Genomic DNA, 13,490 nt, shown 5'->3' on the forward strand with positions numbered 1-13,490 from the left:
AAACTTTTTAGTTTTTATATATTAGTTTGTCTAATCTATTATTTAATCATAATAGACTGGCTCAATCGATCACTTGTTTAGATTTCAAAGATTGACTAATAGTTTAACAATTGTAAGTTAAAAGAACTTTCTGCTCTGCGTTCTGCAAAACAGAAAGTGAAGTATATAGAAGTGATGCTTAAAAGTAGATAAAAATCAGGCTATTTTTTAAAAGCCCATGAATAAATTTTGAAGTCCAACTTTTCCGTTAAAAATAACGTCTTTTTTGCTTGGATCATATTTAAAGTCGCTCACAACTTTCTTGCCCTCTTCTTTAAGATATCCAGTAGATATTAGAGTTGGCTCAAAAAGTGCCATCTCAGGAAATGCCGTATCAAAGAATTTAGCCAAGCTCTCATCCACGCTTAATTTGCCTTCAAGTGAAAGTTTGTCAAAAATTTCAAGCTGAGTTGAGCCATTTTTAAAGCCATTAACAGCTGCATCTAAGTTTAGTTTTAAACTCTTGTCGCCATTTTTGAAGCTGAGATTACTTACTTTTAAATTTGGGTTTTTCTCTAAAATTTGACCAAGTATTTCATCAAAATTTAGCTCGTCAAGCACGCTTTTATCGCCATTTGTGCTACTTAACTTATCAAGCACCTTATTTATCGCAGGGACGTTGATATTTGATAGCTTACTCTCAAAGGCAAAATCTGTATATTTTAGCTTGCTTACACTTACTGCACCTATCTTCACCACGTCATTTGAGCTGCCAAGATCGTTTGAAATTTCAAATTTTGACTTATAGTCAAAGTCATCAACTACGATATCACCATCGCCTTCAGACAAAAGGGCGACTTTTTTAAATTTGGCATTTGCAACATACGGAGATATTTTGCTTTCAAATATCTTCGAAAGCTCAACTGGCGTTGTATAGGCTGTGTCTATATAAACTCCCTCAGCCTCAATGCTATCTTTATATTCGTCATAGCTTTTAAATGCGATCTTAGCTATCTCGATATTGCCACTATTAAGGTTATATTTTTTGTCCACTTTCAAGGCAAATTTGAAATCTTTTGTAAGAAATTTGTTTGTCTTTTTGTCATTAAAATCAACATCACTAAATTTCACATTTATATCTTTATCACCAGCCAAAGTTGCCTTTGTCTTTGCGGTTGCAACGACATTTGAGCCCAAGAATGTGGCTGCGATATTTTTGATCATATCGTTTTGGATAGAAACTTTTGAGTCGATCTCAAAGCCATTTAAAAAGGCAAGCACTGAGTGTGATATCGTGCTCTCTACTTTAAATTTCAAATCCTCATCAAGCTCTTCGCCAGTGATATTGTAAAAAAGATCTTTTGAAACAGTAAGATCAAACGAGCCATTTGAGCCAAAAAGCCCTTTTTCATACTTGTTTTCAGAAACCTTAAAACCTTTTATGTCATTTAGCTTATCAACAGTCCTTTGATAATGCTCCTCTACTTTATTTGAAGCGATATAAGCAGCTCCAACTGCAACCACGATAACTACAACTAGGGCAGATATCAACTTTTTCATACTTTTCTCCTTTTTGTAATGTGTTGTAAAAACAACCAGATACCAAATAATAAGCCTACCATAGCAAGTGGCATGATATATCCATGCGCGCCAAGATAGTCACTCACACTCACGAAATAATCCCCTGCTTTATAGCTTGCAAGACCGACGATCACCGCCCAAAGAACTGAGGAGATCAAATTTATAACACTAAATTTATAAAAAGAGTATTTTGTAAGTCCAAGCGCGATAGGCACCAAAGTTTTGACGCCATAGATAAATTTCTTGATAAATATTATCTTATCGCCATGCTTTTTTGCCAAAATTCCAGCGTAGGCAAGCTTTCTTTTGTGATTTTTCACATAAGGCATAAGCGAGCTTTTGTTAAACCTTGCGACGTAAAAGATCAAAGTATCGCCGATCGTATTTGCCACGGCAGCGACGATTATGCTAAGAGTGATGTCCATTTTGCCTGCAAAGCTTAATATCCCAGCGGCGATAAGCGCAACCATGCCGCCACCAAGGCTGTAAAAAAACAGCACAACGTAGCCGTAAGTTGAGATTGAGTTTATAATATCTTGCATCATTGCCCCAAAAGTTTAGAAGCTGAAGATATTAGTTGCTCGTATGCGTAGCCACTTTGTTTTAAAATTTCATCCTTTGCGCTAATGACTGCTCCACCAAAGCTAGCTCCAGCGAAAAACCCATCATTTGCAGCATACGCATAGATGTCGCTTGAAAATTTAAAATCGCTTACTTTATTATAATTGCGCCCGATATCGCCAAATGCCACTGAAAGCTTCGTATCAAGCGTGATCTTAGCGTCTTTTATGTCGTAGATGATACTATCTTTAAATATAAAAAGCACAAGCGAGCTATCTTCATAACCAAGCTGTATGCCGATGCTGCCGCCACTTATACTAACTGGCAAAATTTCACTTGGCGAGTTGATGTTGCCAACGACCATGATGCCATCTCCGCCCATGCCACCGACTACAAAACCGACTTTTTTTACACTTGGAAAGATGATCGTCGCCTTTGACTGCTCGATGAGCTCTTTTATAGGAGCGTTTCTAGCGCCTCTCATCGTCGTTATAAACGAATTTGCCGAGTCTAACACAAGCTCCTCGCTGGCAAAGCCAAACGAGAAAAACATTATTAATGATAAAAGAAATTTCATATCTTGCCGTTATTTTGCAAAATCAACAGCGCGAGTTTCTCTGATGACGCTTACTTTGATCTCACCAGGATACTGCACTTTACTCTCGATCTCTTGAGCGATCTCTTTTGCCACAAGCACGGCTTCATCGTCGTTTATTAGCTTAGCATTTGCAATGACACGGATCTCACGGCCAGCGTTGATCGCATAAGCTTGCTTGATGCCCTCTTTGCTTTTTGCGATGTTTTCGATCTCTTCAACACGTTTTAAGAAGCTCTCAAGTACCTCACGTCTTGCTCCTGGACGAGCTGCACTTAGTGCATCAGCCGCGCAAACAGCAGCACTTTCTATACTAGTAGCCTCTTCGTGTCCGTGGTGAGCATAGATCGCATTGATGACAACTGGATGCTCCTTGTAGCGTTTGCAAATTTCAGCTCCAAGATCAACGTGGCTGCCCTCGTACTCGTGAGTTAGCGCCTTGCCGATGTCGTGAAGTATGCCAGCTCTTTTTGCTAGTTTCTCATCTCCGCCGCACTCAGCTGCGATGATGCCAGCAAGGTGAGCCACTTCAAGGCTGTGCGCAAGGGCGTTTTGACCGTAGCTTGCTCTAAATTTAAGCTTGCCTATTAGTTTTACTATCTCTGGATGAATTTTATTTAAACCAAGGTCCATGACGATGTTCTCGCCCTCTTCTTGTATGCTTTGCTCAAATTCTTCAGTCACTTTTTTGTGAAGGTCTTCTATCCTTGCAGGCTGAATTCTGCCGTCCTCCACCAAAAGCTCGATCACTCTTGTTGCGATCGCACGTCTGTAAAGGTTAAAGCTGCTTAAGATGATCGCATGTGGCGTATCATCGATGATAATATCAACGCCAAGGACCATTTCAAGGGTCTTGATATTACGTCCCTCTTTGCCGATGATCCTGCCTTTTAGCTCATCGTTTTTGATATTTACGACATTTATCAGTCGCTCAGCCGCAAATTCTCCAGCAAATCTCGACGTAGCCTGCGCCAAGATATAATTAACCCTCTTTTTAGCCTCTCTTTTTGCCTCTTCTTCGTACTTTCTAACGATGTGAGCGATGTCGGCGCGTGACTTCTCCTCGACCTTTTTAAGCACAACCTCTTTTGCTTCTTCCTCTGTTAATCCAGCAGCGTGCTCAAGCACCCTTATCGCCTCTTCTACTTTGTTTTGATAAGTCGCTTTTAAATTTAAGCCCTCTTCGTAAGTAACCTTCGCATCTTGCTTGTCTTTTTCAAAAAGCTCTTTGCTCTCATTTAAAAGCTCTTGCTCATTTAGCAAAATTTTCTCTTTTTTGGTTAGCTCATCAAATTTACTTGCATACTCTTTTTGAAGCTTTGTCGTCTTGTCATCGTATCTTTTTTTAGCCTCAAATTCAGCCTCTTGCACTGAAATTTTAGAGTTTTTAAGCGTTAGCTCAGCTTCATACTCAATGGCTTTTGCCTTTGCTTTTGCCTGCTCTAAAAATATGTTGTAGTTTGCATCATTTATCTTTTTAGCGTAAAGATACCCTGCTCCAACGCCCACCACACCGGCTCCTAAGCCTATTAAAACCTCTATCATTTATTCCTCTTTTTATATAATTTTTACTTGGGGTTATATAAAAGTCTCCCACCGCATCATGCGCCTGCGAGAGCACATCTTTGGTGTAAAAGTCTTTTACCTCTAAGAAAACTATCAGTTTTGGCTTAACGGGCAAAGTGTCAAAAAATCTATCGTAAAATCCTTTTCCGTGCCCTATCCTTGCCATAGCTCCATCAACCCCAATCGCTGGAACTACCGCCATATCGAGTTTAACATTATTCATTTTTTTGCCAGATGGCTGCCTGACATTAAATTTATAAGTTATAAATGGCAGTCGCAATCTTACCATCTCTAAGCTAAGACCTACCATAAAAGGGGCAAAAATTTCACATTTATGTGATAAATTTCGTCTTATTTTAAGCACATCGACTTCGTAGTTAAGAGGCAAGTAAAAGAGCACCTTTTTAGAATTTGTGTAATTTATCAAATTTAAAAGCGTTTTTGCTGCCTTATGATGTGTGCATTTTGCTCTAAATTTAGTAAGCTTTATCAAATTTGCTCTTGCATTTTTTCTAAATTCGTTTTTTTCTAAATTAACGCTCATTTTATGCTCTTTCTTGTATAATCCTGAAACATTTTTCAAAAGGAAATTTATGACACTAAAACGCGCAATTATAACATCACTTTGTCTTTTTGCATTTTTCGGATGCGGTGACGACTCTAACAAAAAGAGCGAGCAAAACACTAGCGAACCAGCTGTGCAAAGTAAAAATTTAGAAGAAAATGCCAGCAAAGATGAAAATTTAAGCAAAGATACGCTCACTCCAAAAATGAATGAGAGCGCACAAAGCGACGAAACAAAAGAGATAAGCCTAAAACTGCTTAACGGCACAACTATGCAGATCACAAAAAGAAGCAACGGCTTTGACGTAAAAGACGGCAAGAAAGCGACACTTTACGTATTTTTCGCTACTTGGTGCCCACCATGCAAGGCTGAGATCCCATCTTTAAACAACCTAAGTGAGAAATTTAAAAACGAGCTAAACATCGTTGCTGTCTTGCTTGAAGACAAGAGTGAGGACGAAGTCAAAGAATTTGCACAAAAGTATAAGATCAAATACGACATCGCAGTTGGCGAGGGAAATTTCTTATTTGAAAAGGCGATGGGCGGCATCAAAGGACTCCCAGCATCTGCACTTTTTAAAGCAAACGGCGACTACGCTCAAGGCTACATCGGTCTTGTGCCTGAAGAGATGCTCGAAACTGACATAAATAGGGCCATAAAATAATGCTTGAGTTTTTAAAAAGAGGCTTTGAAAAGACCTTTGGAGCGATAAGCTCGGCTAAAAAATCAAAAAAGATCGACAAAGAGAGCTTAGAGGAAATTTTACTAGAAGCTGACGTGGCTTACGAGATCGTAGAGGAGATTTTATACTACTTGCCGCCACAAGATGAAGTGAGCAGAGCCGACCTTAGACGCGTTATGAGTAGTTATTTTATCTACGAAAAAGAGCGAGTGATCGAGCCTGATAAGCCATTTGTCGATCTTATTCTTGGCGTAAATGGCGCTGGCAAGACGACGACCATCGCAAAACTAGCAAATTTATATAAAAATAACGGCAAAAGCGTCATTTTGGGCGCTTGTGATACATTTAGAGCTGGAGCGATCGAGCAGCTGCGCCAGTGGTCAATCAGACTAAATGTGCCAATAGTCGCCACCCAGCAAGGTCACGACCCTTCAGCTGTGGCTTACGACACGATCAGCTCAGCCCTTGCAAAAGGGATCGACCGCGTCATCTTAGACACGGCTGGCAGGCTTCAAAACCAGACAAATTTGGCAAACGAGCTTGATAAGATCGTTCGTATCAGCAAAAAGGCCTATGAAAAGGCGCCTCACCGTAAAATTCTCATCCTTGATGGCACGCAGGGCAACGCTGGTGTCGCGCAGGCAAAGGCATTTAACGAGATCGTCTCACTTGATGGCGTCATCATCACAAAGCTTGACGGCACCGCAAAGGGTGGAGCGCTATTTGGCGTGGCAAGGGAGCTTGAGTTACCTATATTTTATATAGGCGTTGGCGAAAGCATGGACGATATCATTAAATTTAACCCAGACGAGTTTTTAGACGAGCTGATGGACGCCATTTTTGAGTAGAGTGAAAATTCTAAGTAAAATTTGCTTTTTCGCTGCACTTTTGGCGATTGATTTTCTTGCATTTACTCCAAAAAGTCCTGCGATCATTGAAAACTCGTGGGACAAAGCAAACCATTTTTTAGCCTTTTTCGTCCTTTATATACTGCTCTACCTTGGCTATGAGTTTAAAATTTTAAAAAATTTAGCCCTACTTTTAGCCTTTGGCGTGCAAATAGAGCTCGTTCAGGCTTTTTTACCAAATAGGAGCTTTAGCCTGCTTGACATCGTGGCTGACATGATCGGAGCAGCCTTTGGAGTGATAGTAGTTGAAATTTTAAAAAGGATATATTATGGCAAAAGCAAAGCCAGTTTTTGAGTGTCAAGCCTGCGGCAATCAACAGGCAAAGTGGCTGGGCAAATGCCCACAATGTGGGGCTTGGGATAGCTTTGTCGAGCTTAGCCAGCAAGAGATAAAGATAAGTAAAGAGATAGCAAAAAGCAGTAGCACGCCTAGCAAAGCCATAAGCATCGACGAAGTTGAAATTCAAAATTTCACGAGATTTAGCACCAAAGATAGCGAGCTAGACCTTGTTCTTGGTGGTGGTGTGGTCGAGGGTTCGCTTGTTTTAATAGGTGGCAGCCCAGGCATCGGTAAATCAACCTTGCTTCTAAAAATCGGCTCAAATTTAGCAAAAGACGGCAAAAAAACGCTCTATGTAAGCGGCGAAGAGAGCCAAAGCCAGATAAAAATGAGAGCTGACAGGCTAAATGCGGTGGATAAAAATTTATACCTGCTAACTGAAATTTGCCTAGAAGATATCCTAGCTGAAGTGCAAAAGAGCTACTACAAGGTGCTAGTAATAGACTCCATACAAACACTTTATAGCCAAAATATAACCTCCGCTCCAGGATCTATCACGCAGGTTCGTGAGATCACATTTGAGCTGATGAGACTTGCAAAGAGCCAAAATATCTGCGTTTTCATCATCGGACACATAACCAAAGAAGGCTCAATCGCAGGGCCTAGAGTGCTTGAGCACATGGTCGATGTGGTGCTTTATTTTGAGGGCGATGCGAGCAGAGAGCTGAGAATTTTGCGTGGATTTAAAAACCGCTTTGGCTCGACGAGCGAGGTTGGTATATTTGAGATGAGCCAGCACGGACTTGTGAGCGCAAATGAGGTATCGAGTAAATTTTTCACACGTGGCGGGGCGATGAGTGGCAGCGCGATCACCATCATAATGGAAGGTTCAAGGGCGCTTAGCATCGAAATTCAAGCACTTGTTTGCGAGAGCGCCTATCCAAAACGAAGCTCGACTGGCTTTGAGAGAAACCGCCTAGATATGCTACTAGCCCTACTTGAGCGAAAACTTGAAATTCCACTTGGGCACTACGACGTCTTTATAAACGTTTCAGGTGGCGTTAAGATAAGCGAGACTGCGGCCGATCTAGCCGTCATCGCAGCGATAATCAGCAGCTTCAAAAACCGCCCTATCAGCAAGGACAGCGTCTTCATCGGCGAGCTAAGCCTAAACGGCGAGATAAGAGAAATTTTTAATCTCGATCAACGCCTAAAAGAGGCAAAAACGCAGAAATTTAAAAACGCGATCATCCCAAACAAACCGCTTGACACGCAAGGTCTAAAGTGCTTTTATGCCAAAGATATCACGCAAGTGCTTGAGTGGATGTAGAGATAGTTTGAATTTATGAATAAGCAGGTTTTTAAAAATATTTTAAAAACCTTATCACTCGCAAACGAGCTTATAGAATTTTGGGGCATATAGGCTTTTATAAAAACATTTAAATTTAATCATCAAGCACAGATATCCCACTTGAACAAATTCTGGAAAGTGGGTTGTTATACTCTTGGTGGCATTTTTCGCACTTTATGACACCTAGTTCTGCACTTACCTGCTCAGCGTTGTAGCAATGCGGACAAACCACGTAACCATCTGCTTGCGTATCTACTCCAGCAGCTTTGATACTTGGATCTTGATAGTCGTTAAAGATTTTTCTAAATTCATGTCGTGGAAATGATCTTTTTATAGCACTATCAAATCTCTTATAATACGCTCTTAACGCTGGTAGTTCATTGTCCCAAAATTCCTCTACAAATCCAAGATAATTTATGCATTTTGGAGCAAGCATAAAAATGCTCTCGTTTATCTGTCTTAAAACCCAGTCAGCACCAATAGTGTCATCTACTATAATAAAAATATTTGCATCAAAACTCCAAGTTCTATAATCAAATATTACCGAATAACTTATACAACATGGGTCATTTTTATTTACCTCTATCCCGCAAACTTCATACTCTTGATCTATTTTTAAATAATCACCGATGGATTTATATGTCGGTATGTGGTATTTATCTTTATCAACACCATCTTTTAGTTTTACTTTCAATTTTATCCCTTAGATTATGTCGTCTCTATAAATTTAATAGCTCTTTTAAGTACAAAATTTAGCCTATCAACACTTGCCATCGCTTCAAATTTACCGTCATCTAGTTTTATATAGCACCAGCTTTGACTGCTATTTTTTAAATACTCATATCTTGTTTTATTGTTAATATTTATATTTATATTTATTTTAACTAGTTCATTTTCAAAAATTAGCTTAAGATTAGATATTTTGCCTGACGCTTGAAGGTCATTTATAGCCTTTAGCTTTAATTCTATGCCATTTATAAGTCTATTTTGCACAACTTCTTTATCAATCTCTCTTTTTCTTTGCATAAAATTTTCTATAACAGAGGGCTTTATATCTACTAAGTCAAAATAGTAATTATCAAAGCCAGATGCCATTTCTTCGTATGCAACGACAGTGATACAACTGCCTTTTGATAGTCTCCAAGAACTTGGCGCAAAGTTATCTAAAATTTCAAAATATTTAGAATCGTAAAAGAATGGATACCATCTATTGTTATCATAAATAAGAAAGCTAACCTTTGTCTCTTTAAAGCGCAAAGCATAAACTATATATTTTTTATAAAGTCTAAAACCCCAATGTTCATCATCGACTTTTACACATCTAACTATCACTTAAGCTCCTCCATTAACTTTCAAATTTGTATTTAGTAGCTAAACATGCGAAATTTAAATCACTTTTTTATCTACATTATGTTTTAGAAATCTAAAACAGATAAATTTCACACGATCATCACTGCAGCTACAGCAAATCCGCCGTCGTGAGTTATACTAAGGTTTGCTTCTTTGATATTAAAGCTTGTATAAATTCTTGGGCTAAATTTTATCTTTGGCGCGTTTCTTGCGTCTTTACTGAGCATAATATCCAAAAAGCCACACTCTTTGCTGATGCCTACACCAAGGGCTTTGCTAGCTGCTTCTTTGGCCGCCCAAAATCCAGCCAAAGTCGCATCATTTTTTGCTAGCGCGATCTCATTATCGCTTAAAAATCTCTTTAAAAAAAGCTCGCCGTGACGAGCCTTAAGTCTTGAAATTCTATCTATCTTAACGATATCGATGCCTATCATTGCACCACAAAATCAGTAAAAAATATGTTTTTGATATAACCATCATTTAGCACTTCATTTAGCTTGCCGACGATCTCGTCTTTTAGCCTATCCTTGCCCTTTGCAGTGCTCACCTCTTCGTATGTTTTAGAAGAGAGCGTTCTTATGATGATATCTCTTAAAAGTGCCTTTTTCTTATCAAGCTCTGCAGTTAGTAGCTCGTCGCTTTGCTCTAGATCAATCTTAGTTTTAAGAAATCTCGAGCCATTTTCACTAAGTAAATTTACGACGAACTGGTCAAGCGGATATATCGGTCCCATGTTCGAATAGTCGTTGCCACCGCGTTTTGCTTTGTTTTGAGCGGGTGCTGGTTGAGTTTGAGTCTGAGCTGGTGTTTGCGCCATATTTGCCTCTTTTGGCTCGTCAGAACTAAGCATCAAAAACGCCACTAGCCCTCCGATAACTAGCAATAAAACAAATATCGCGATGATGATTATCATCAAAGCGCCATTGCCACCTTTTTTTGCTTTTTTCTCTTCAACTTCTTCAGCCATCTTTCCTCCTTTAAGTTTTGGCTATAATTATACAAAAAATTCACAAAAATGAGAAAAGATGATACATAAAACCAACGCCGCTAGGCTTTTAGACAAGCTAAAAATAGAGTATGAGATACTTGAATATGAAGTCGATCTAAACGATCTTTCAGCCGTTCACGTAGCAGCTAGCACCAAGCAAGATATAAAGCAAATTTATAAGACAATCGTCTGTCAGTGCGAGCCTAAAAATTTTGTCGTTGCTTGCTTGCAAGGCGATCTGGAGCTTGATCTAAAGGCACTTGCTCATGCGTGCGGAGCCAAACGCTGCGAACTTATAAATTTAAAAGATCTAGAAAAGATCACCGGCTACATTAGAGGCGGCTGCTCGCCACTTGCTATGAAAAAGCACTTTGCCACATTTATCGATGAGCGAGCAAAAGAGCAAGAGTACGTGCTAGTAAGCGCTGGAGTAAGAGGCAAGCAGATAAAGATAGCTCCAAATGACCTTTTAAAGGCTTGCGAAGCGGATTACGCTGATATCGCCAGGCTAGCTCTTTAAAAACTCTATAAATTTAAACTTCTCGCCTAAAAACTCGGGTGAGAGTAGAAATTTTGCCTGTTTTGCGGCGTTTTCGTAGGCTTGCTTGCTGCCTTTTTCAAGTACCAAAGATAAAATTTCATCCACGCCAAAGTCGCAAACCAAAGCATCATTTTGTTTTTTAAATTTGACCATTTTAAAGCCAGCCTCGCAAAAAGCGGCCTTGACCTGCTTAAAACAAAGGCTATAAGTAAGATCCGAGCTTTTAAAATATGGCTCGAGGTTTGAAATTTCAAACAAAGAAAAAACTTGATGATCTTTAAAAACTCTTAGACTAAATTCATTTTTTGGCTCAAATTCGCCGTAGTCAAAGCTTAAAAATCTAATTTTTTTTGCCGCATTTGCAAGCTGGAGCGCAAATTTAGCGTAGCTAGTTGAAATTTCACCCCTTTTTATGCCAAATTTCTTTGCAAGGGCTAGCAAATTTTGATCTGCCTTTTGCCAGTGAAATTTTAAGTCACTATCCACAAAAAGCATATTATCTGCGTCTATCACCTCGCAGCTAAACGCGTCAAGCAGCTCATTTGAGATGACAAAAATTTCATCAAACGAGCACTCGCCTAAATTTTCATAGTGCCCTACTCTAACCTCGTCACCAAAGCGATTTTTAAAGGTTTCAAGCTGTTTTTTACGTAAAATTTCATGAGGTTCGATAATGATAAACTCTAAATTTGACAAAATTTCTGGCTCAAGAGTAAAAATACCCTGTGCGAAATCAGCCAACATATCGCCTGAGTTTGCGCCGATCTCCACGACCTTGCAAGAGCTAGAAATTTCGCCATTTTTAAGTAGCTTTATAAAATAGTTTGCAAGGCAGGCGCCAAAGAGGTAGCCAACGCTTACATTTGTGTAAAAGTCGCCCTTTTTGCCAATATCCACACCAAATTTATAGTAGTTTTTATTGACCCAGATATCAAAAAACTCGCTAAATTTCATAGATCAGGCAGCTTCCAGCCTCTATAAAATGCGAACATCCTGACCGTTATGCCAGCAGCTAGCAAGAGCATGGTAAAAAATATGTTGGTAAGGCCCAGATGATAGAGGATAAAGTAGGCAAGCCCCACGCCAAGGCTTATCGTGCCGTAAAGTCCAGTGCGTAAAAACCACGGGACTTCATTTAGCAAGATATCTCTTAAGATACCGCCACCAACACCGTTAAAAAAGGCGATCATCATGACGCCAAAGATGTTGTAACTATACTCTATGGCAACCATCGCTCCAACGATAGAAAAGCAGATAACGTCAATCGCGTCGGCAAAGATAAAGACAAATTTCTTCTCCAAACCCTCTCTTTTTATATGTAAATTTGTAATCCTAGATACAACAAGCATAAAGATGACGACGCTTACTGGCATATAGTGAGTGAATGAATAAACTGCCCTACCAACGAGCATATCACGCATGATACCGCCTCCAAGTGCGGTCAAAAATGCGGACAAAAAGACGCCAAGCCAGTCACACTCCCTCTTTACTGCAAACAAAAAGCCACTAAGCGCAGCTGATGCGATACCAACGTACTCCACAAAAAGTATTAAGCTCATATTTTTTCCTTAAAAATGGGCATTTTATAATGAAATCTCATAAAAGTTCATTAATAAATTTTTAAATAATAGTTTATTTTAGGCTATAATAACAAAAATTTTAAATAAGGAAATTTGATGAAAAAAATTCTAACTTTGCTCTTTTTGATCGGCTCATTTTTTGCGTTAAATTTAAACGCTGATGTGATTCAAAATCAAAAATTAAAAAATGCGATAAACATTTTAAACGCTTTTGGCACTAGAAATTTAAAACCAAATACTAAATTTACAGGCATCAAAGCCATCGCTATCATCCCAGACGTGACAAAAGCAGGCGCGATCATCACTGGCTCAAAAGGCAGAGGCGTATTTATCGCTAAAAACGACGATGGCGAGTGGTCAAGCCCATTTTTTGTAAATTACACATCTGGCAGCATCGGACTTCAGCTAGGATATAGCTCGGCTGATATGATCATTTTATTTAAAAACTCAGAAGCCTATGCAAGCTTATTTAACGCAAAAGATACGATCAGTCTAAAAGCAGAAGCAACTGGCGGCGTTGGCAACGAAGTGGCGATAGCTAGTGATTTGCCTGAAATTTCAGCATTTGTCGAGGAGCGTGGCAAGACAAGTGGAGCTTTCGTGGGCGTTAGCCTAGATGTGGCAAGACTTAAGATAAACGCACAAGATACAAACGACTACTACGAGAGAATGTATGAATTTGAAGATATCTACAACAACAGCCCAAAAGCTAGCAAATACACAATAAAATTTAAAGAGATAATCTCAAAATACTTCTTATAATAACCTCATATCTTGGCTCTTTTAGAAGAGTCAAGCTCTTTTTTTACATTTTAAAGATTTTTGAAATTTAGTTTATAAATTTAGCAAGATTATGGCTTAGCCTTTTGCTAAACCATAAATAGTGATACAAAGCGTTTTTTAGGGATTGGAGAAAATTGAGTCATATATTCAAACGCCTCTTCGTAGTCGCCGTCTGTGTAT

Annotated in this window: 17 protein-coding genes; 6 read left to right on the plus strand and 11 right to left on the minus strand. The window is 39.2% G+C overall.

What is annotated here, in order from left to right:
• Positions 1-207: 207 nt before the first annotated feature.
• The 5 genes from CYP77_RS08195 to CYP77_RS08215 are packed head-to-tail and all read right to left on the minus strand — an operon-like array spanning position 208 to position 4,826.
• Positions 208-1,539, minus strand: a complete 1,332-nt coding sequence (locus tag CYP77_RS08195; RefSeq protein ID WP_103565714.1) for a DUF945 family protein — start codon at positions 1,537-1,539, stop codon at positions 208-210.
• A complete protein-coding gene (locus CYP77_RS08200) occupies positions 1,536-2,102 on the minus strand; it encodes a DedA family protein (protein WP_181001409.1) in 567 nt (188 codons plus the stop codon). The genes CYP77_RS08195 and CYP77_RS08200 overlap by 4 nt, the downstream gene beginning before the upstream one ends.
• Complete coding sequence (locus tag CYP77_RS08205) at positions 2,102-2,698, minus strand: lipid-binding SYLF domain-containing protein (protein WP_103565720.1); 597 nt, start codon at positions 2,696-2,698, stop codon at positions 2,102-2,104. The genes CYP77_RS08200 and CYP77_RS08205 overlap by 1 nt, the downstream gene beginning before the upstream one ends.
• Positions 2,699-2,707: 9 nt before the next feature.
• The gene (gene rny / locus CYP77_RS08210) at positions 2,708-4,261 is read right to left on the minus strand and encodes a ribonuclease Y (protein WP_034901872.1); all 1,554 of its coding nucleotides are present in this window, start codon (positions 4,259-4,261) and stop codon (positions 2,708-2,710) included.
• Positions 4,194-4,826, minus strand: a complete 633-nt coding sequence (locus CYP77_RS08215) for a 5-formyltetrahydrofolate cyclo-ligase (protein ID WP_103565722.1) — start codon at positions 4,824-4,826, stop codon at positions 4,194-4,196. The genes rny and CYP77_RS08215 overlap by 68 nt, the downstream gene beginning before the upstream one ends.
• A gap of 49 nt (positions 4,827-4,875) precedes the next feature.
• On the opposite strand from CYP77_RS08215, the gene CYP77_RS08220 reads away from it, so the two are divergent.
• From CYP77_RS08220 to radA, 4 genes are read left to right on the plus strand one after another with little or no spacing between them, the layout of a single operon-like run.
• Positions 4,876-5,511, plus strand: a complete 636-nt coding sequence (locus tag CYP77_RS08220; protein ID WP_103565725.1) for a TlpA family protein disulfide reductase — start codon at positions 4,876-4,878, stop codon at positions 5,509-5,511.
• Positions 5,511-6,377, plus strand: coding sequence for a signal recognition particle-docking protein FtsY (gene ftsY / locus CYP77_RS08225; RefSeq protein ID WP_021085234.1), 867 nt, complete (start codon positions 5,511-5,513; stop codon positions 6,375-6,377). The genes CYP77_RS08220 and ftsY overlap by 1 nt, the downstream gene beginning before the upstream one ends.
• Positions 6,370-6,732, plus strand: coding sequence for a VanZ family protein (locus CYP77_RS08230; protein WP_103565727.1), 363 nt, complete (start codon positions 6,370-6,372; stop codon positions 6,730-6,732). Before ftsY ends, CYP77_RS08230 begins: the two co-directional genes overlap by 8 nt.
• Entirely contained in the window at positions 6,707-8,047 is a 1,341-nt protein-coding gene (gene radA / locus CYP77_RS08235; RefSeq protein ID WP_103565729.1) for a DNA repair protein RadA, read from the plus strand. Before CYP77_RS08230 ends, radA begins: the two co-directional genes overlap by 26 nt.
• Before the next feature lie 115 nt (positions 8,048-8,162).
• On the opposite strand, the gene CYP77_RS08240 is transcribed toward radA, so the two are convergent.
• The 4 genes from CYP77_RS08240 to fliL form a co-directional block, all read right to left on the minus strand.
• Complete coding sequence (locus tag CYP77_RS08240) at positions 8,163-8,762, minus strand: hypothetical protein (protein ID WP_181001410.1); 600 nt, start codon at positions 8,760-8,762, stop codon at positions 8,163-8,165.
• 14 nt (positions 8,763-8,776) lie between these two features.
• Positions 8,777-9,400 (minus strand): hypothetical protein, encoded by a 624-nt coding sequence (locus tag CYP77_RS08245; RefSeq protein WP_103565732.1) that lies wholly within the window; start codon positions 9,398-9,400, stop codon positions 8,777-8,779.
• 107 nt (positions 9,401-9,507) lie between these two features.
• The gene (gene acpS / locus CYP77_RS08250; protein WP_103565735.1) at positions 9,508-9,852 is read right to left on the minus strand and encodes a holo-ACP synthase; all 345 of its coding nucleotides are present in this window, start codon (positions 9,850-9,852) and stop codon (positions 9,508-9,510) included.
• The gene (gene fliL / locus CYP77_RS08255) at positions 9,849-10,385 is read right to left on the minus strand and encodes a flagellar basal body-associated protein FliL (RefSeq protein WP_002942267.1); all 537 of its coding nucleotides are present in this window, start codon (positions 10,383-10,385) and stop codon (positions 9,849-9,851) included. The genes acpS and fliL overlap by 4 nt, the downstream gene beginning before the upstream one ends.
• Before the next feature lie 58 nt (positions 10,386-10,443).
• On the opposite strand from fliL, the gene ybaK reads away from it, so the two are divergent.
• Positions 10,444-10,926, plus strand: a complete 483-nt coding sequence (gene ybaK, locus CYP77_RS08260; protein WP_021090136.1) for a Cys-tRNA(Pro) deacylase — start codon at positions 10,444-10,446, stop codon at positions 10,924-10,926.
• On the opposite strand, the gene CYP77_RS08265 is transcribed toward ybaK, so the two are convergent.
• Both CYP77_RS08265 and CYP77_RS08270 read right to left on the minus strand, forming a co-directional pair.
• Positions 10,915-11,901 carry an SAM-dependent methyltransferase gene (locus CYP77_RS08265; protein ID WP_103565741.1) on the minus strand — a complete coding sequence of 329 codons (987 nt, stop codon included), beginning with the start codon at positions 11,899-11,901 and terminating at the stop codon, positions 10,915-10,917. The genes ybaK and CYP77_RS08265 overlap by 12 nt on opposite strands.
• Positions 11,898-12,506, minus strand: coding sequence for a trimeric intracellular cation channel family protein (locus CYP77_RS08270; protein ID WP_021093519.1), 609 nt, complete (start codon positions 12,504-12,506; stop codon positions 11,898-11,900). The genes CYP77_RS08265 and CYP77_RS08270 overlap by 4 nt, the downstream gene beginning before the upstream one ends.
• Before the next feature lie 117 nt (positions 12,507-12,623).
• Here CYP77_RS08270 and CYP77_RS08275 point away from each other — a divergent pair, with 117 nt between their 5' ends.
• On the plus strand, positions 12,624-13,289 hold the full coding sequence (locus CYP77_RS08275) for a lipid-binding SYLF domain-containing protein (protein ID WP_103565744.1): 666 nt from the start codon (positions 12,624-12,626) through the stop codon (positions 13,287-13,289).
• Positions 13,290-13,490: the final 201 nt, after the last annotated feature.

Source organism: Campylobacter concisus, from assembly GCF_002913865.1.
GTDB classification, from domain to species: Bacteria; Campylobacterota; Campylobacteria; order Campylobacterales; family Campylobacteraceae; genus Campylobacter_A; species Campylobacter_A concisus_AM.